Origin of the sequence: Puia sp. (assembly GCF_035546395.1) — a bacterium.
Lineage (GTDB): Bacteria > Bacteroidota > Bacteroidia > Chitinophagales > Chitinophagaceae > Puia.
In genome coordinates this window covers 390,199-409,638 of record NZ_DASZXR010000019.1, presented here as the reverse complement: position 1 = coordinate 409,638, position 19,440 = coordinate 390,199, and the positions used below count along the sequence as shown (strand labels likewise).

General features: G+C 53.9%; 12 protein-coding genes. 1 reads left to right on the top strand and 11 read right to left on the bottom strand.

All coding sequences use genetic code 11. From position 1 onward, the window contains the following. The 7 genes from VHE34_RS28110 to VHE34_RS28080 all read right to left on the bottom strand — a co-directional run bounded on the left by VHE34_RS28110 (nucleotide 1) and on the right by VHE34_RS28080 (nucleotide 16,085). Nucleotides 1–762 carry a hypothetical protein gene (locus tag VHE34_RS28110; protein WP_325594293.1) on the bottom strand — a complete coding sequence of 254 codons (762 nt, stop codon included), beginning with the start codon at nucleotides 760–762 and terminating at the stop codon, nucleotides 1–3. 17 nt (nucleotides 763–779) lie between these two features. Further along, nucleotides 780–8,831 (bottom strand): PA14 domain-containing protein, encoded by an 8,052-nt coding sequence (locus VHE34_RS28105; protein ID WP_325594291.1) that lies wholly within the window; start codon nucleotides 8,829–8,831, stop codon nucleotides 780–782. 24 nt (nucleotides 8,832–8,855) lie between these two features. Then, complete coding sequence (locus VHE34_RS28100) at nucleotides 8,856–9,950, bottom strand: hypothetical protein (protein WP_325594289.1); 1,095 nt, start codon at nucleotides 9,948–9,950, stop codon at nucleotides 8,856–8,858. 11 nt (nucleotides 9,951–9,961) lie between these two features. After that, the gene (locus VHE34_RS28095) at nucleotides 9,962–12,316 is read right to left on the bottom strand and encodes a hypothetical protein (protein ID WP_325594287.1); all 2,355 of its coding nucleotides are present in this window, start codon (nucleotides 12,314–12,316) and stop codon (nucleotides 9,962–9,964) included. After that, nucleotides 12,316–13,743 (bottom strand): hypothetical protein, encoded by a 1,428-nt coding sequence (locus tag VHE34_RS28090; protein WP_325594285.1) that lies wholly within the window; start codon nucleotides 13,741–13,743, stop codon nucleotides 12,316–12,318. Before VHE34_RS28090 ends, VHE34_RS28095 begins: the two co-directional genes overlap by 1 nt. A gap of 534 nt (nucleotides 13,744–14,277) precedes the next feature. Further along, nucleotides 14,278–15,093, bottom strand: a complete 816-nt coding sequence (locus VHE34_RS28085; protein ID WP_325594283.1) for a DUF3108 domain-containing protein — start codon at nucleotides 15,091–15,093, stop codon at nucleotides 14,278–14,280. Next, a complete protein-coding gene (locus VHE34_RS28080) occupies nucleotides 15,090–16,085 on the bottom strand; it encodes a hypothetical protein (protein WP_325594281.1) in 996 nt (331 codons plus the stop codon). The genes VHE34_RS28085 and VHE34_RS28080 overlap by 4 nt, the downstream gene beginning before the upstream one ends. Before the next feature lie 47 nt (nucleotides 16,086–16,132). On the opposite strand from VHE34_RS28080, the gene ruvC reads away from it, so the two are divergent. Next, nucleotides 16,133–16,729 carry a crossover junction endodeoxyribonuclease RuvC gene (gene ruvC, locus VHE34_RS28075; RefSeq protein ID WP_325594279.1) on the top strand — a complete coding sequence of 199 codons (597 nt, stop codon included), beginning with the start codon at nucleotides 16,133–16,135 and terminating at the stop codon, nucleotides 16,727–16,729. A 1-nt stretch (nucleotide 16,730) separates the two neighbouring features. On the opposite strand, the gene VHE34_RS28070 is transcribed toward ruvC, so the two are convergent. From VHE34_RS28070 to rsmA, 4 genes are all read right to left on the bottom strand, one after another. Beyond that, nucleotides 16,731–17,120 (bottom strand): HIT family protein, encoded by a 390-nt coding sequence (locus tag VHE34_RS28070; RefSeq protein WP_325594277.1) that lies wholly within the window; start codon nucleotides 17,118–17,120, stop codon nucleotides 16,731–16,733. Beyond that, the gene (gene greA, locus VHE34_RS28065; protein WP_325594275.1) at nucleotides 17,117–17,590 is read right to left on the bottom strand and encodes a transcription elongation factor GreA; all 474 of its coding nucleotides are present in this window, start codon (nucleotides 17,588–17,590) and stop codon (nucleotides 17,117–17,119) included. The genes VHE34_RS28070 and greA overlap by 4 nt, the downstream gene beginning before the upstream one ends. 143 nt (nucleotides 17,591–17,733) lie before the next feature. Beyond that, nucleotides 17,734–18,657: an NAD(P)-dependent oxidoreductase gene (locus VHE34_RS28060; RefSeq protein ID WP_325594273.1), complete on the bottom strand. Its 924-nt coding sequence runs from the start codon at nucleotides 18,655–18,657 to the stop codon at nucleotides 17,734–17,736. A gap of 6 nt (nucleotides 18,658–18,663) precedes the next feature. Continuing rightward, nucleotides 18,664–19,416 carry a 16S rRNA (adenine(1518)-N(6)/adenine(1519)-N(6))-dimethyltransferase RsmA gene (gene rsmA / locus VHE34_RS28055; protein WP_325594271.1) on the bottom strand — a complete coding sequence of 251 codons (753 nt, stop codon included), beginning with the start codon at nucleotides 19,414–19,416 and terminating at the stop codon, nucleotides 18,664–18,666. Nucleotides 19,417–19,440: the final 24 nt, after the last annotated feature.

Sequence of the window (19,440 nt, the reverse complement as noted above, 5' to 3'; positions counted from 1 at the left end):
TTAGAGGTTTGAAGAAGCTAGATAAATATGATAATCCTTGTAACGGCCGGCCGGTTCGAAACGGCCGGGACCGATACGGGTGATGAAATTGTCTTCCCGAAACAGGTTGTCGTCGAATTTGCCCTGCCGGTAGTCCGAGAACAAGATGTCCATATTCCCGCGGGCCTGATAAGGACTGGCATTCCCCGGCCGGTTGATCATTTCCGCCGAAACCAGCTTCGAGGTGTTGAGGGCGTAGCTGATCTTTTGCAGCAGACCGGTTTTCGCGTCGATCCGGATCGTGATCCGGCTATAGGCCTGGTCCGGCGGAAACCCGATCGATAGCACTTCGGCATGCGATTCCTTTGTCACCGACACCTGCACCCCCTGCATATGGGCCAGGATGCTGTCCACCATTCCAATGGGATTCGTGCCTCCGGCGCGCCGGGCCGTCAGGTAGATCGTCTTTTCCGCCGCATCGATCTGGATGGCATATTTACCCGTCACGATCGTCTCGATCCCGTCCAGGACCAACCGGGAATTCTCCTTCTCCATCTGGATCTCGCCCGCCAGGGAATCCAGGTAAACCTGGGGTTCGTCGGCGTTGGCATAGTAATACCGGACATGAAAATCCATAAAATGGTTCGTCGCATAGGCTTTCCGGATCCTGGTCATAAAGGCCCGGAGAGCCGCGCTATCCGCACCTCCTCCGGCAACGGCCGTAAGCCTTGTGAGCAGGGAGAGAGTCAGCAGAAGACCGAGTAACCTGATTTTTTGGCACATATCGTCAAACAGTTTTATTAGTTCTTTATTAAGCTACTGCGCGTTTCCTTGATGGTCATTACTCCTCGTTCCGTCTCCTTCTTTACCCGCACGAGAGTTCCGTCGTCGTCGTATTCATAGAAGGTGGCGTAGTTGTTCTCATCGAGTTCGGCCATCAGGCGCAGGTTCACCGAATTGTAGACATAGGATTTCATCTCCCCGTTGAAGGGATGGATGCGGATGTCGTCGAAATAGGTCGTCGAAGTGGTCGAGGCCTGCATCGTAAAGCTCATCGCCGTTGCGTTGGCCGGTATCGTAACGACACCTTCATATCGTTGCCATCCTTCGATCATATTTCCGGAGGTGCTGAGCGTAATGCTGGAGGTTCCGCCGCCCGAGAGGGTGAAGCTGACCACCAGATGATTGTTGGTATAGCTGTGGCAATTGCAACTATCCTGTTCCTTCACCCAGGCGCCTACCAACATCTTCTTTCCCGCAAAGGGTTTGAAGGGCGGAAGCAGGGTATTGGCGGAAGCCTTTTGACCTGCCAGCCGGCCGGAGGAGAGAGTATCCGTCAGAACGGGGTTGTCCGCATCCGGTGCCGCAGCCACGGGGAGGTTGACCAGGCTGATGGAGCCACCCGGCGGGATGCGCAGACTGTAGAGCCCGGTATGGGCGGCAGAGTCGCTGATATTCGCAGCATAGCCGGAGAAGTCGAAGGGACGCGTCTCCGCACAGGTATTGTCGCAGGAATTGGATACGAAACCATAGTCTTCGAATCCTTCAAAGGCCGATTCCTGGTACCGGCTGTTCTGGGTCACGGCCGTCGGTACGGTCAGGCCATACCCATACAGACCCGAGTTGTAGCGGCCCAGCGGATCCTTGTTCTCCAATTCGAAGCCCTTTCGGTTAAAGAGCGTGGTCTGGCTATTCCATACCCAGCGGCTGCTGTCATAGCTCGGCACCCAGCGGCTACTATCGGTATTATAGGCCCAAAAGGGTTCGAAATTGGGAATGGTTCCTGCCTTTCGGATGCTTACCGTCGTATCGAGCGGATCGATCTCCTTGCGCTGGCCATAGTATACGTAGGAGCGCAGCGGCCGGTAGTCGCCCATGATCCCATATTGATACACGTTGACGGTGGTATCGGTCACCGCGCTATAACACGACCTGCCGGTGACGGAGGTACAGTTCAGGGTGGAGTTGTATTCCAGCACTGCACCGGACGTATCGCCGCTGTGATAATTGAGATATTTCACCTGCAGTATTGGCCGCTTGGTCGAATCCGCATATTTCGGTGAGTAGAAGGTTGCGTAGTAATTGCTATAGCCAACCGTCAGATACGGGGGTACCGAATTGGCGGCTACCAGATTGGAATCGTAATTGGAAGAAGACAACGGTCCCGATCCCTTTGTCAGTGCCAAGGTACTGGACCCGAAATTCCCTTTCAGGTAATTTACCACGAAATCCGTCGCATCGACATTGACGTCCTCGAAGACGGTACTATCCTTTTGGGCCCTGTACCAGGGCGTATAGTAGGCCTGGTAAAGAATGCTGTCCAGTTCCGAGTGCAGGAACCACCCGGCAGGAGCCGTCAGCGAGATGCCCAGGGAATCGATGGGGCGGGTGGAATTGGCGCTATCCAGGGTACCCGGGATATGTCCCCGGGCGTCGGCATGCAGGATAAGATTGGCCGAGAGAATGTTTTGATAGAGTGGGAGCTTCCGGTCAAGCCGGCCGAAGTTGAGAATGGAAACGGCATTCCTTTCCACGCCGCCGACCAGCAGGCTGTTCTCTACCATCAGGTGGTCGGACAGGGAGTCCTCCGTCGTCAGGGAATCCCTGTTATCGGTAGCGCAGCTGGGCCCATTGGAGATCAGGTTGACAAAGGAGGGTGTAATATTCACCGTCACCGTATCCGGCGGTGGAATGGTCAGACCCGGCGTTTTATAAAGCACCTGGTTCGCATTGCAGGAGCTGACCATATTCCGGAGATTGAAGGGTCTGCCGGAAACACCATGGATCGTAAAGATCACCTTACCCAGTTTCGCCTGGTACCTCGTCGTATTGGCGGGGGTCGTCAGCGGTTTGAATGCGCTGTCGGCATTGCTTTGCAGCAAAGGACAGCTGCTGAGCGAGATGCCTGCACTTTGGGCGATCTGCCGCACGGTCATCCGTGGGAATGTTCCATAGTAAAGTTTGTTGTTGGCATTCAACCAATCGAAGAAGGGCTTGATACAGGGGCACATCTCGGCGACGGCCTCCGCGCTGTCCTGGGCGGTATAGGCGCAGGAGTTCTGAACATCCGTCCGCCGTTTATCGGCTACCCGCCAAAGCTGGTTCATCTCTGCCGCACCGCCGCCCACCACCTGGCGGGTGGAGTCCAGCATGAGGTGATAGTTGCCCGAACCATCGACGACAAGGGGATTGGCGAGGGTAGAGACCGATCCGATGCTGTTGGCCATGTTCCGGTACCCCGAACGAACCACTTTCAGACTGACATCGTTGGATGAAAAAGGCGTTCCATTCTGATCGACGATGTACGGCACGGGAGTCCCGGTATTGTTGGGAATGGAATCCACGACCCATAGATGGTAGAAATTTGGGAAGGATTCCGCGACGTTCTTTCGTGGATCGGGGTTCGATGCGATGGTTACTCTTCCGGTAACGTAAAGCTCATCTCCCGGCGAGAGGTAGGTGTTGGCCGCAATAGGCGCGCCGGTAATATCGATAAGGTGACCATGGTCGACGATAATATGGCTGAGTTGCGCATCGATGTTCTGATAGGCGGGACCGATCCTTTTATAGGCCCAATGCGCCGGATAAGAAAAGGAGAAGATGGAATCATTGAACTCATTTTGGGTCCGGGTCAGGATGGCATCGCCGGTCTCGGCATCGTAAAGCAGGTTCTTTGTGTAGATGGTACTGCCCTTGTCGATCTTGACGACACTGTCCAGTATCCCATAGCGTTGGATGACCTTGGCAAAGGCAACCGTCCGGAATTGGTTGGTCTCGTGCTGATAGAGGTTGATCAGCGAGGGGAGTACCAGTGGCCAGACACCCGCTGCGAAAATATCAACGTTCAGGTTGACATTGGCGCCGAGCATCGTGGAGGTCTCATCGCGCATATCGGTCATCAGTTCCGCATCCTTGCCGATAAGCCCATTGGCATCGATATTCCCCTGCGGGTCGATGGTCGGCACGGTATTGTTCAGATGCTTGACCTGTACGTTTTGATTGTCGACCTTATAGAAATAGCCGGTATAGGAGATCAAATTGTTGCTGTCGGTTTCGGCATATGTAGCCTCCGATCTGGGCTTACCGTTCATATCATTGAGCTCGACCTTGAAGCCCTGGGATAAGGTGAGATAGTCCCGGTAATTGATACGCAGCAGATTGCTGAGGATCGGCTTATACCGCTTCTTGGTATCGGGGTCCAGCCGGGTATAATCCCAGGAGGTAGGAAAGTCATAGGAGGTATAGAACGTAGACTCCGACCAGCCATTGGAGCTGCGGGTATTGGCGGTGTGGATGGAGCGGACTCTTACCTTGCTATACCCCACCGAAGGCCCGGGATAGAAGGATTCACCCAGCGGAGCTTCCGAGTATTGCATGGAAGCAGGTGCCAGCATCGATACCTGGTCGGTGTATTCTATCGGCATATGGAAGGGATTCTCTTCACCGCCGACAGCCGGCTCCCAGGAGGCCACCCCGCTGCTGATGCGGGTATCGATGCCATTGACCACCTGGTCCGTGGCATAATCATATTGCTGGCCATAGACCGTCTCTTTCTTACCCGTCATCTTGTTCCAGTTGTCATAGATCAGAATGCTCTTTACCCGCAAGCCACCACCGTATTTTTTCAAGGTGGGGTCATCGAGGCGAACGAAGGACCTGCTGGTCGTATCCACGACACTGGCCCAGCCGTTGCTTCTTGCCGTATTCGTAAATCCGTTCAGGATGCCGGTAATATTCGTTACCAGGCTGACAAGCGCCTTGATGCCATCCGCGATGCCACGGGTGTCATCCAACTCGGAGCCGGGATAGGCCTTCGAGCCAAGGTTCATCCGCAGGAAGTTGATCGCCGTCAACGCCAGGGGGCTATTGTTGCCATCCCCATTTCCACTGGAATTGACGCCTTTAATCTTGATCCAGATGGTATGATCGTCGACCCGGCCATACCAATGGGCGGCGGATCGATCCAGCCGCGCATAGCAGGGGACGAATTCGCCGCCACTGCCGAACTCATCCTTCGGCATATTGACAAAGAGGCGGAAGTGAATGGTGTCGAGGCCATCCAGGTAGCGGGAATAGAGATCGGAGCCCCAGCCCACGGCATAAGGGACTTTTACATAGACATATAAATTATCCCCGGTCAGGAATTTATACAGCCGGTTGGTACAATGTCCGCTCGTATCGATCCCCAGACCGACGATGCCGCACATCAGGCTGGCCCGTTTGTTCTGCACATAGGCATAGTCGTCGCTCTCAAAGTTCACCTTGATCCTCCCACCCGAGGGTAGCTGAATGGAGTCGAGCATCCATGCACTTGCATTGTAAGCCGCCTGAGCGCTGTCCTGCAAGGCATAGGGATAGTCCGTGTTCGGCAGGGGATTGCCGGTGGTAGCACCTGGGTTCTGGGTGGCAGGTTTATAGGTTCCCCATTTGTCCGATTGGTTAAACTGGTAATTGGGATTGTTGGGGTGATAGTTGAATACATAAGGATTCAACTGACCGCGATTGTTCCCGTTGTAGGTAAACCAGATCTTCTTCAGGGTCAGCTTTCCCGAGTCGTTCACCGGTTGATTGACGCCCCGGCACAGTTCGTAACTGTATTCGAAGTGAACGGTCTTGATTGGAGTGGCATTCGTGCCGCTGGTCATGAAATCGGCCTTCGAGTACAGGTTGATCTCCTTTAGACACATCGCCTTCCCCGTATTGGTCTTGTTACCATATTCATCGATATCGAGCATGTCCCCCCTGGGCTGAAGAGTGAACGTAGCGATCATCGTCTTCGACTCGATAGTGTGGAGATACCAGAGCTCTTTGGCGCCATAAGTATAATGTCCTTTGTCATCCCGGTTATAGGTGCGCAGTCCTTCGCTGTATGAAGCCTTGCCCGTCGCATAGGGCGCCCGCCAGCCGAAAGGATTACCGATCCCGGCCGTTTTGGAATAGTTGAATCGTACCGCGTCCCCGATATCATCGTCGCTGATCCCATCGCCCGTCACATCCACGTAGTCGGGTGACAGGATACCCGTCAACAAAAAGCTATGGGCATAGGCCGGCATTTTCTCCCGGTTGTAATAACCACTCTGGCCATTTTGATTTCGGGTAGTATTGTCGGTTCCATACTGGAAGCCCGTCAGTCCGGATTGCACATCCCCGCTGTCCTTGTTCACATTGAAGCTGACCTCGTCCTGGTCGGTGTTATAGACAGGTATGCCATATACATAGCGTTTTCCGTCGCCGTTGAGCACATCGATCTCCGAAATATGACTGGCTTTCCGGAAGTCATTGACCCGGTCTTCCCTTGTCAGGTATTGATTCACCGGAACGGTGTCGGTGGCTACCGGCGGGTAGAAGAACTGGGGCTCGACGCTATCGACGTCCAAATGATGTGTTATATCGAAGGGAATATTGGGCAGGTCCGGCCTCCGCCAGAACCATTGCATATAGGCCCGTTTCGTCTCCTGGAAATATTCGACGCGGAAATTATAGAGTCGTCCGGCCACCAGGTTGACATGCACGCTGTCGAAGGTTGCGGCGTGGATCTTCCAGTCGTTGACGAGTACCGTATCGTTCATCCAGATCCGGAACCCATCGTCCATATAAAATCCGAGGGCGTAGTTCCCCGTCACAGGCGCCTTCAGGCGGCCGAGCCAGCGGATGGAATAGTGCTCGCGCGGGAAATTGTGATCGGAGTGATCCTTATAGTTGGCATGATCGTACCAGAAAGGGCTGCCCTGGTCATCCTCGCTTGGGCCGTCGAAATAGGTGAAATAGATCTTGCGGTCCTGCCGGGTGGTATAGGGTGCTCCGTTCAGGGCATTATTGGTAAAATAATTCCCAGGCACTCCCGTCCCGATACCCGCATCGGTCGGCATCGGATCGCTGACGCAGGTGTTGCCGAACTGGTTGACGTTATACCGGTTGATATATTTGTCCAGGCCGGCGACAGAAGCCTCCTGCGCCGTGAGATAACTGATCACCTGGCTTCTTTTATCGCGGGTCGTCTTGATCGCGTTGGTCGCCGTCAGCGTATCCGTACCCATTCGCTGGGCGCCGTTGTACAGACCAAGGAGATTGGACGCCATGATCGTTGATCCTCCACCGGGCTGGGACAGCAAGGGGGTCACCGTGTAATCGCCGCCAAGCGCCGCATAATAGGCCTTGGTATTGCTGGTCTTTTCACCTGGGTTCCGGAAATAGGCGGCTTCGAACAGCCCGTTACTTTTTTGGAAGTCGACGACATTCCGCAGCGGATTGTCCACGAGCCAGGGGCCGTCGGTAGTCGTTGAAAAATTGCCGTTCAGATCCGTCCCTCCATGAACGAGATTCCCGCCTCCAAGATCGACGCTAAGGGCGCCGGACTTGGACTTGCTGGAGATCAGCGGATCGGCCATAAAACCGATATCTCCCCGATATGCCCTGAACTGTCCGCCGTTGCCTTCCCCGTTAATGCTGAAAATATCGTAGGTGTAGGAGGGTATGGCGATATGCGGCACCGCCGGTGTTTCCCGGTAGACCATTTCCTTTTCCCGATTGAGATCGGTCAAACCCGACCAACCGCTACCCCGGTTTTGCGTATTTAGATAGCCAAAGACGGGCAACTGCCGCGAGGTATCGTCATCGGCGATGTATTCCTGGCCATAATATCCCTGAAAATAAAGATTGGGGTGTTGTGCGGAAAAGGCGATCCCCGGCTTCATGGTCAGGGTGACATTATAGTTGGTACGAGCCATCTGCATCTCCGGCGTATAGGACGGAATGGCGAAAGAGATGCCCACATGGGGGCCTGCCCAGGACTCCTTCCGCGCTGCCATGGCTTTTGATTGGATGGTCGAGGTCATGTTAAGCTGGATGTCTTTCAGCCCCGTCCGGCTATTGTACGCTGCCGATGCGGACAAGCCCAGGGCTCCGCCCGCATTATCATTCAATTTTGCATACTTGGTTTGGTAGCCGATGCCGGGGGTAATGGTAATCCCGCTTTGCGAGTTGTCGGAGATGCCCAGCTTTCCGGTAAAGGTTCCCAATGATTTGGACGCCACGCTCAGGGAAGGGTTAAAACCCAATTCCGTTCCCCATCCGGTGTAGGTAGTGTGGAACACTCCGAGCGAAGCACCGAGATCCAGGGACGTACTTGCAGGCAATCCCACTACTTCCCAATCCGCGCCTGCTGTCAGCCCCCAGCTGGTATTGGTCTTGATGTGCATCGTCTTCGTCACCGTATCGGCGCCGCCGTTGAAATCATCCGGGACCCCTCGCATATCACGGGTGATGCTGCCGGGATTGACATTCCAACCCAACCCTACCCAGCTGGCGTCCTCATCCATCGACCGGCCGCTGTGATAGGCGATGTTGACGGGATAGCCGCCGACGTCGAGGAGCGGGATATTGTAGGAGAAATCACCGGAAAAGAGATCGACCATATTATTGGCGCCTACAGGGGTGAAGGACTGCATCTCCGGCTGATTGGGGCCGCCGATGGAGGCAGTCTTCCAATCAGCGCCTCTACCGGCCAGAGGCGCTTCGGGCCTTTTGAACGATGGGGAAGAGGCAAGACCGGCGTAGGGCGCATTCGACCGGCCGGGTACGACGCCGGAATCCGGCTCGATCGGCATCGGCTCCCATTGCCCGCTTTCCTGGGCTGACCGGGGACCGCTCTCCGCGTACTGGGAAAGTCCGCTCTCCTGCGGAACCTGCAAGAGAGGAAGACGTACATCGGCTTTGCTCATAGGAGGCCGCGTCCGGCTTCCCACCGAGTCATAACGATGCTCCACAGCTGCTAACCCCAGCTGAGCGTACAACACAAAAAACAAGAACCAGGCAATATGTCGTTTAAGCCGTAACGATAAGACTGCTAACATGATGAGGGGTCGTTTTGTAGTTAGTTATTTGGAAGCCGGCGTGAATTTGATATTCCAGGATTCGTTGCGGCCGTTGGTAAATTGAAACAGGTAGAGTTTGTTTTGGCTATAGGCGCCCTTGTTCAACGGGATCGTCAGCCAGTTCCGGCCGCGCCTCAGCGATAGCGAACCCTGCTGTACCACCGGGTTACCCGCGTCCTGGATGCCGGTGATGGTATAATGCACCAGGCTGTCGGCCGCGGCATTGTCATAGGCGATGTTCAGCGACTTGCCGGCGGTAGCCAGCGAGGCGTCGAGGCCGCGTCGCAACTCCAGATAAGTCGAATAGTCGACGGACAACGACGACTTCGGCGGAGTGGTTACCTTAAAGGTCCAGATCTCGCTCATTGCTGCGGGAAGGCCATTATTCATCGCCACGATCCGCCAGGCGTAAAGGCGGCCGGTATCCAGACCCGCAAATGAAGAAGCATAGTTGAGATACAGGTTGCGGATCAGCCCTCCGCTATAGATTGGGATATTCTGTTCGACCGCATCGGCCTTCCCTTGTCCCGGCAATACTTCCACGAGCACGAGACTGTAGCTGAGATCGCTGAAAATGCCTGCGGGTGTGGGCGGCAGCCATGTGAACTGCGGGTTGGTCGTATAGATCCGGGCTTCATCGGCGGGCGTATTCAGGAGAGGAGGGCTCATGGGGTCGACCACCAATTGGATACAATTCTCCACGACGGGTCTGTCCGCTCCCTGATCGACGGTATAACAGGCCTGGTAGCTGCCGATGGGCAAAAGGCCGTTGGGGTCATGGTCGCCAAGGACGGCGGCGCCGCTGTAGGAATACTGGATCGGGCCGAGGTCTTTGGCCTGGATCTGTTTGGCCCCCTTGTCGATCATAATGGTCAGGGTCGTCCCGGTAAGCACCGGCTGGTTCGTCTTCTGATCCAGCAGGACAAGGTTGATCCGGACCGGCAAGCTTCGGCTGGCGGTGTTCACCAGCATCATGTTCCACAACTGGTTCTTCACCAACACTCCCACAGGGGGCACCTGTAAGGTCATACTGATCTGTGCATGGGACATCATCCCAATCAGGATCAGCACGGCAGAAAGAAATCTTTTTTTATCCATAGAAAATCGATTCAAAAAGTTTTTAAATAGGTGAGCCGGCCGATGTTGTCCGGCACCAGCTGTTTGTTCATGCCGGGGATAAATCCTTTGTCGGCAGAAAATTGTATTTGTCCGAGCCTGTCGAGGCGGAGGGTTGCCTCCGCGGAATAGCCTATTTGGTCGATATTATAAACAGTCTGACGGTTGTATTTCACCCCGGCGCCCAGAGCCAGCCATTTATTCACCGACTGTTGTCCCTTCCCTTCGAGAGTGTAGAGCTGGTAGTCCTGGTTCGTCGCACCGGTTGCCGTCAGCTGCAGGGTGAACCGATTCAAGAAAAGCGTTTGGCTGACCATGAGGTTTCTGGTGTTGAAATAGGTGAACCCCGAATCCGCCGCCCGGTTATAGAACTGGGTATACATTACCGTGGTATTCATCAGCAGTTGGCGCCATTTGTAGGAGTCCGTGATGTTTCCCATCAGGGTATAGAACAGGTTCTCGATATATTGGCTGTTGCCCAGCTTGGTGATCTGGCTGCTGGGGAAATAGCCGACCGTAACCGTAGGCCAGTTTCGGCGGCGGAACGTGGCCTGGATGCTCTTGAATACCGTGGTGCTCCGGTATTCCTGGCCGATAAAGGGATTGGTGAAATCGTTGGTGTTGGCCCCAAGCATGATGTCCAGCTGTTTTTTGAAGAAGAGCTGGTCGATATTGGCGCTCCAGGCGCTTTGGGAAGAGCCGTCGGTGAAAATGCTGAAGGATTGATAGTTGGCGGCCAGGTGTTTATAGGCGGCCTTGAACCTCGTCTGCGTGGCGGGAAAGAAGGCCGCGACTTTTGCCGACCAGGCCTCGTTGCTGTGGTCGCCCATGCTGAAGAGGCCACCCTGTTTGTCACCCTTTGTCGTGTCACCGCGATAGGATGGAGACGTGGATTTCGCCACCTCCCCGGTAAATACGATATTCTTTGTCAGATGATAGTTTCCTTCCAGCGTAAATCCCATCAGCGAGGATGAAGGCACCTGTGTCGCACTGTCGGTCGTGGCGCTGTTGAACAGTTGTCGTTTGCCCATAAACCAAGTCAGGATCACACTATTGCTATCTTTTAATCCTTTTCCAACGCGGAAGATGTTGAGATACTGGCGGGGTTGGTTCGGTTGCTGGACGATAAAGTCCCGGAAACGGTAGTCCACCGTCCCGGTTGCCAAGGCATAATAATTGGAGGGATTGTATTCGGCCTGGAAACCGTTGACGGAAATATTCTTTGCCGACAATTCGGAATAGTTGACGACGGTACGTCCAATGTTGAACGATCGCACGGCCATCAGGGTCTTGTACCCTTTTGGAAGGGAGGAATCTGTGAGCCCCAGTTTTGGCAGTTGCTTTTCCAGGGCCGCGGGATTGTCGATCCGTTGGATGTCGGCCAGGCCGTTTGACATATCGGCGTGTGAATGTGCGTGCAGAGACTGGAGCAACTCCTGGATCCTGGCGACCTCCCGGTGCAGGGAATCGATGTTCCGGCGCATCTTTGCAAAGACCGAGTCCAAGGCGTTGCCATTTTGTTGGGTCGAGTCGGGCTTCTTGCGGGCGGCTGCAGCTTCCTTGTCTTCAACGGCTTTTTGGATCAGGGAAGGATTCTTACCATATCCTTCGAGACCCTTGAGTTTTTGCATATCGGTGTTCAATACCCTTTGCAGGCTGTCGATCAACTTTTGCGAGGGAAGGTTTTGGAGGAAGACACGGCGCAACTGGTCGCGGATCTGCTGGCTAAAACCGCTGTTGTTGTAGGAGAGATTGAGATCGTTATAGTTGCGGAACAGGGATGAATTGCTGAAATGATTGGTAAGGAAGATGCGGAAGGGGTATTGGCCCTTTATCAGGATGTCCAGCCAGGTCTGAATCGTATGCTGGTAGATATTTTTCTCGTTGTACGGCGTATCGATGCGGGAATAGTAGTTGAGGTTGTAAAGAACGTTGCCATGCACCTGCAGGAGCGGAACGCTGGGTGGGAGGGACTTGACTACCGGCGCTGGCGGTGGTGTTTTGGGCGCCTGGAAATCGCCGGAATCGGGTGAGAGCGGGATGAAGGTCACGCCTTTGCAGGAACCACGGTCAAGCGATGGGAGGAATTTTAGCGGGTCTGGTTTCGAAGAGCTGTCGACGGCTGCCAGGCGCGGAGCGTTCTTTATTGCCGGAGTGATCGTATCTTTTGCCATTGCGGATTTTGGCTTTCCCGCATGGAAATATTTGTCGGCGGTTGATTGCGCCGAGTCCTGCCGGGCCTTGAGCTTACGCTGGTAGCCGGACAGTTGGTTGGCCGGCGAAGCCTGGCCCACGGCTGCGAAACAGCCAAGAAGGAGAAGGGATAATATTGTAAATGTCTTACCCATTAGAAAGTTCCAAGTGTGGATCGTTTCCAGCCTGATGCCGTTTTTACATAGATATAGTTCTCGTCCCAGGCCATGTCGCCTACACTGCCGTTCGTATCGGAAGAAGAGGAAGGTGTATATGGCGTCCGCATTCTGAGTTGTGAATAGCCTTTGAATCCGACGATATCCAGCTGGGAGGCCGGCGTAGAGGTGCCGATGCCTACCGTACCGTTGCCTTTGACATGGAAGCGTCGTCCGCCGGACAGTGTATAGTTGGCGTTACTGTCCGCATTCGTGATCGGGGTCGTAGTCATCCGGGTGTCCGATGTGACCGAAGTGATGGTGACTGTTTGGCCTGCGATGGTTATGCTGTCTCCGACCTTGAAAGTGTTGGTAAACTGGGTGCTCGTACCTCTTACGGTCGTCCCGCCGGCATCGTTGGCTACGACCCCGGTACCCGAAGTACCCTGGTCGACTTCAAAATTGGAAACCGGCGCGCCCGTTTGGACACCAACGTTGCCATACACCTGGTTTCCGAGGAGGATGTTGCCTTTTCGCCCGATCGCGCCCTGCTCGCCGGGATTGATCGAAACACTGCCTCCATTATATGGGCCGTTCGTGAAGCTTCCACCGGGTCCCGCGTTTATTGCAATCTGGACGCCGTTCTCGTTCAAATAAGCCATCGAAGTGGTGCCAAAATAGATGACCCTGTTATTGGGAGCACTCGGTTCTGTGCCAACAACAAAGCCGACGTCGTTGGTAAAATTTGTGCTTCTGACCTGTATCTTTCCTCCCTGTAAAAAAACGGTGCCGGCCTGGTCGGCGACCTCTATTCCCTGGTTGGCCAAATTATTGAAGATCCATGGCGCATTTCCCCCGTTTCCCGGTATCAAGATGCTTCGCCCAAGTGTCCCCTGCCCGGTGATGTAGGAATTATGGCCGTTATTGTCAAAGTTCAGGTTGCCGCGAATCGTGTTATATCCATCATACTTCCCGATAAAGGCTGTTCCTTTTACATCCAGCTTATAGCCGCTGTCTAAGCTGCTGCCGATGAGCAGGTCACCGCTGGTGGTGAGCCGGACTTTTTGCGTGTTGTTTGTGTACAAGTCCAACGCATTGGAATCGAGGGTACCGAGCACACCCGTTGTTCCGAAGCGATTGCCTCCCTGCACCCAGGGTTTCGAAGCGATCTTTACGGTGTCCGCACCGATGAGATATAAACTGTCGTTCAGCTTCTGTGCACCGCGTTTGAAGATGGTGCGTCCCTGCCCGTTGTTGAACAGGAAACCGGGAACGTTCTGCGTGTGATTCATGATGATCAACTCAGTCGAATCACAGTAATTGAGAAGAACGCTGTCTGCCGGGATCGCGTAGATCACCGGCGATTTTTGGGCAAGGAGATTGGCGCATGACAAGGTCAATACGCAAATGAGCAAAACAGTGCGCATATCGATTAAATTGATGGGACAAAGAATGACTACTTCGGTCCGTCTGACGACAGCCGAAAATGCAGAGCCTTATCGCATCGCTTCAACGCGATGCGATCATGCGGGTCCTGATGATCAGGACAAGAAAACGAGCCTTAAAAATTGCGGATAAAAAACGGAAACGGGCAGATGTGGGAAGGGCAAAGAAATCCTTCCCCGGATAATAGGCAGTAAAGGTCTCATGGTCTTTCTTTTACGGTTTAACTGGTAATGATAGGTTGTGCGGGCAGGATTAAGTAACAAAGGCAAGCTAAAACATTCTTTCAAAAAAGGGAAGGGGCGCAAATGGGCCGATGGATGGGAATGCGCGTGCTAAAAACAGTTGGGGGCGTGTCAAATTTTGGATTGGCGTGTAGGCTTGGGCGTGCGTGGTGTGCATTTCCTTGTATTAGCGTGTCGGACCGTTTAGCATTTTTACGAAGAAAATTTCCGATATCTTTTGTTAAGATCGAGGGTTTTTACTCGGGATTTATGTGGTTTTCCGAAAGGTTTCCGTTACAGATCGATCAATGAGCTCAGCGGGTAACGGAGGTTGTGGTAGTAGCTCATATCGACGGACACCTTACCGACGGTGATCGGGCTCTCGATGCGGACCGCGATGTGGTTGGGGTCGTCGGAGACCCAGACCGTCATTTTCTCGCCGCCTTCGAACATGGTGCCTTTTACGAGCAGCGGTTTGAACTTGATGGTGCGGAACTTGCCGTAGCTGGTGCGGATGGTCTCTTTACCAAGGTAGCGGACATAGAGGTGATAGACCTGCCTGTCGAGGAACATATCGAAAGGGATCTTGTCGTCCACCTTGTGCTGGCTGAAGTTGATGTTTCGGGCATAGAAGATGGCGCTGAGGACATCCTGGATGCAATCGGGGACGGTATACACTCCGGTGTTGGTGACGGCGGTGTGGGCGGCCTTTATAAAGGAGACGTTTTCGTAGGTCTTGTAACCGCCTTCGTTGACGTCGCGGAGGAATTTGTAGGGTTGGAGCGTGGCGGTGTCGATATAGGACTCGTATTTATCCCGCACCTTGAAGAACTTATCATAGAAAGAGTTGGTCTTTCCTTCGCCGACCAGATGATAGACGTCCTTTCCCTGGAACTTTTCGAGCGTGGTGGTAAAGGAGGCTTCGCCGCCGCTGGTGAGATGGATGCCCGCCACTCCATAGTTGACCCGGTATTTGAGGACTTCGCCGGCCTGGAAAGCGTGGTTGCGGATGCCGTTGCAGAATTCGCTGCCGGGTTGCGGTTGTTCGGATTGCGGAGTCTGCGAGGTCAACGTTAGCAACAAGATACAGACCGTAAAAAATACTCTCATCGACTTTTGAATAATTTGATTCTTACAATTAACAGGCTTCCTATCAAGGCCGGTATGATCAGGTTGATCAGCCAGATCGCAAAGCTGGCGGCAAAGATTCCCACTACATTGGAGCTGTACAGTTCCAGCACCTGGATGCTTGCCTCCCATCGTAGTCCCAATTCCGTCAGAAAAGTAAGGGTTGGGATGATCGCCATCACCAAAAACACAACGCTCATTCCGTTCCATGCCTGCCAAAAACCGAGTGCTACTCCAAAAACGGGAAACACGAGACTATATTGAATAATAAATACAATATACCTGCCAAAAGATAAGAACAAAATCCTCAATAAGATCGCTGCATCAAAATTTTCTAAAACTTTTATAAATGCGCTGTATTTGCCGATCCCGGGTATTTTCAGCAGCACCGACGCTACGAGAGAAAGACGGCAATAAATAAATGTTAATAATATCAGCAAGGTTGCTACGGTGTACCCAAGGATCGTCAATGCGAGTTGCCAATGCCGGAGGCCGGCGGGAGCGGATCGCGTCGTGGCATATAGATAGCAAATACCCAGCAAGCCGATGAAGAGAGTGACCATCAGCTGTGCGATACTGCAAGCCATGGTCAGCGAGATGGCCCGGATGCGTTGTCCTTCTTTTATGTACAGGATGCGACCGAGGTACTCCCCCATCCGATTGGGAGTAAAGCAAGCCATCGTCGTACCCGTGAAGACGGCCATGAAGGCATTTCGGTAAGGAATCCCGCCGATGGGGCGAAGGGCGAGCTGCCATTTCCGGGCTTCGATGCCCCAGTTCAACGGCATCAGGAGCAGGACCAGCCAGAGTTTCCATTGCTGCGGCCCGGTGACGGCTGCCTTTATTTGCCCGAGAGAATCCTGCCATCCGGGTTGGTGGGTCACCTGCCGGTAGATCAGCCACAACAGGAGCAGGAAGACCAGCGGGCCGAGGATGTACAGTTTCCCTATTATTTTGATACCTTTATCTATCAACCTATATCAAATTTTTTTATCAACCTGCACCAAAAATAGTCCTCCTCTTGCAAAAGCGCCCCAAAATAATTTTAGGTATCGATCCGGGAACGGTGGTCATGGGTTATGGGCTGATCCAATGTTCGGGGCATGAAATTTCGCTGATAGATATGGGTGTTTTGCGGCTTCCCACCCGGGAAGACAGCTATGAGCGGCTGAAGCTGATCCACCTGAAGATGCTGGAGCTGATCCGCCGTCATGGACCGGCCGATTTTGCCATCGAAGCACCCTTCTTTGGAAAGAATGTCCAGAGTATGCTGAAGCTGGGCCGGGCCCAGGGCGTGGCGATAGCTACGGCCATGCATGCTGGCATTCCCGTCACCGAATACTCGCCCAAAAAGGTGAAGCAGTCCATCACCGGCAACGGCAATTCGGACAAGGAACAGGTCTGGAGGATGCTGCAACGCATCCTCAAGCTGGAAGTGGAATTGCCGGCCTATGATGCTTCGGATGCCCTTGCCGTCGCCATCTGTCATTTCTTCCAGTACCGGACGGCGGACCTGCTGGCCGAAGACAAGGGCGCGGCCAAGGGTACTGCAAAAGGTAAAAAAGCCGGTAGCTGGGAAGCGTTCATCCGGCAAAATCCCGGCAAGGTGCGTAAATAGGTTATAGATGCTGGAGTATCTTCTGCTGGGCAGCCTTTAATTCTTCGGGGCTTAGCTTTAGTTTGTGGCGGGTGAAGTTGAGATCGTCGCTGCTGTCGATGGGAACCAGGTGCAGATGGGCATGCGGCACTTCCAATCCGACGACGGAAAGGCCGCAACGGTTGCAATCGAAGGCTTTTTCGATCGCCCGCGCAACAGGCTGGGCAAAGACCAGCATTTTGGAGAGATAATCCTCCGGCATATCGAAGAATTTATCGACCTCTATTTTTGGAACGACCAGCGTATGGCCTTCCCGGAGGGGAAAGATATCCAGGAAGGCATAGAACCGGTCGTCTTCGGCGATCTTGTAGGAAGGGATCTGCCCTGCGATGATCTTTGAGAAGATGGTCACACGGTGATATTTTCGATCTTAAATTGGAGGTTACCGGCGGGAACCTGCACGCTGGCTACGTCTCCGATGTGCTTTCCCAGGAGTCCCTTTCCGATGGGGGACGTAACGGAGATCTTACCGACCTTGAGGTCGGCTTCTTTCTCCGACACGAGATGATAGGTCATCTGCTTCTTGTTGGTGAGGTTGGTGACGGTGACCTTTGTGAGGATCGACACCTTGCTTGTATCGATGGACCCTTCGTCGATGATCCTGGCGTTGGCCAGCTCGCCTTCCAGCTTCTGGATCTTTGCTTCCAGCAGTCCCTGCGCTTCTTTTGCGGCATCGTATTCGGCGTTCTCTCTTAGGTCTCCTTTCTCACGGGCTTCGGCGATGGCCTTCGAAGCGGCCTGTCTTTCCACCGTCTTGAGTTTTTGCAGATCGGCCTTCAGCTGATCCAATGCATCTTTTGTGAAGTAAGTAAATCCACTCATAACTCCTCCTTCTTATTAAATAGAGAAAAAAAATACAACGCCTCGGAGAGATCCAAGGCATTGCACTAAAAAGGTTCCTGGCCGCCAAGGTGATCAACGGGCACCCTGGGGTCCATTACTTCCACAAAAATAGGGAAAAAGGCCTAAATCCCGAGTTTTTCCAGCGTCACCTGGGCCATTTTAAGAAAAGCTTCATGGGTATACCCGGCGATATGGGGGGTGATCAGGACGTCCGGGCGGGCGAGCAGCCAATCGAGCTGCCGGCGCTGCTCGCCGGTATAAGTGTCCAGTTTTTCATTTTCCAGCACGTCGAGGGCGGCCCCGGCGATGCGCCCGTTTTCGAGCGCCCGGATCAGCGCCGCGGTATCATGGACCTTCCCCCGGCTGGCGTTGATGAACCAGGGTTTCTTTTCCAATGAGTTAAAGAAGGCGTCCCCGGCCATATGAAGCGTCTCATCCGTCAGGGGCACGTGGAAGCTGATGACGTCCGCATAGCGGGCCAGCTGTTCGAGGGAGGCTTCGCGGATGTTCCCCCGGGCAAATCCGAACTTATATTTATCATAGGCCAGGACGGTCACGTCAAAACCACCCAGGACCCGCGCAAAGGCGGCCCCGGCGTTGCCAAAGCCAACGATGCCGACCGTTTTGCCGCTCAGCTCCGTTCCCCGGTTTGCGTCCCTGATCCATTTCCCCTCCTTTACTTCCGAGGCGGCGATGAACAGCTTATTCATCAATCCAAGCAGCATCCCCAGGGCTTGCTCGCCGACGGCGTTTCGATTGCCTTCGGGGCTGCTTACACAAAGGATACCCCGGGCTTCGGCATATTCGGTGTCTATTAGCTCCATTCCGCTACCCAGGCGGCCGATGAACCGGAGGGCAGGGGCCGCTTCGATGACGGCTTTATCGATCTTCAGGCGGGTGGTGACGATCAAACCCTCGACCCCATCGAGGGACGAAAGCAGTTCTTCGTAGGTGATCTGAGGGGAGTATTGGACGGTGTAGCCTTTTTCGGTGAGCCGGTTGAGAAGATACTCGTGGACCTTGGCTGTGACGATTACTTTCTTCATTATCGATTACAAGTGCATTTTAAAGGTCAATTGTGCGAAATCATTGATTGATAGTTGCTCGGCCCGTTTGTTGAAGATGGGGTCCGGCAGGGCTGCCTCGCCGAAAAGGGGCTTCACCGCATTTCGCAGGGTCTTTCTTCGTTGGTTAAACGCCGTTTTCACCAGCAGGGTGAAGCTTTTCTCGTCGCGGAAGGCAGGAGCGGGCCGGGGGGTCAGCCGGATCACCGCGCTTTTTACTTTTGGCGGCGGATTAAAGCATTGCTCGTGCACTTCGAACAGGTATTCTACGGCGAAGAAGGCCTGGATCAGCACGCTGAGGACCCCATAGGTCTTGTTCCCCTCTTTTGCCGCTACCCGCTGGGCCACCTCCTTCTGGAACATACCGATCATCGTTTGCAGGTCGTCCTTCCAGTCCAGCATCTTAAAAAGTATCTGCGAGGAGATGTTATACGGGAAGTTGCCGATCACGGTGAATTTGCCCTCGAAGGGCTTTTCGATATCGAGGATGCTGGCGTGAATGAGTTTTTCTTTTATGGGGGGCAGGGTTTCTTCCAGATGGCTGATCTTTTCTTTGTCCAGCTCAACTGCCTTGAATCGAATGCCCTCGAGCTCCAGCAGGTATTTTGTCAGTGCACCTGCACCGGGCCCCACCTCGAGCAATTGGGTGAAGGGGCGCTGACGAAGCGCGGCTACGATTTTCCGGGAGATATTTTCGTCCCGCAGGAAATGCTGGCCGAGCGACTTTTTGAGGGTGTACATGACCGGCAAAATTACGTATATTTG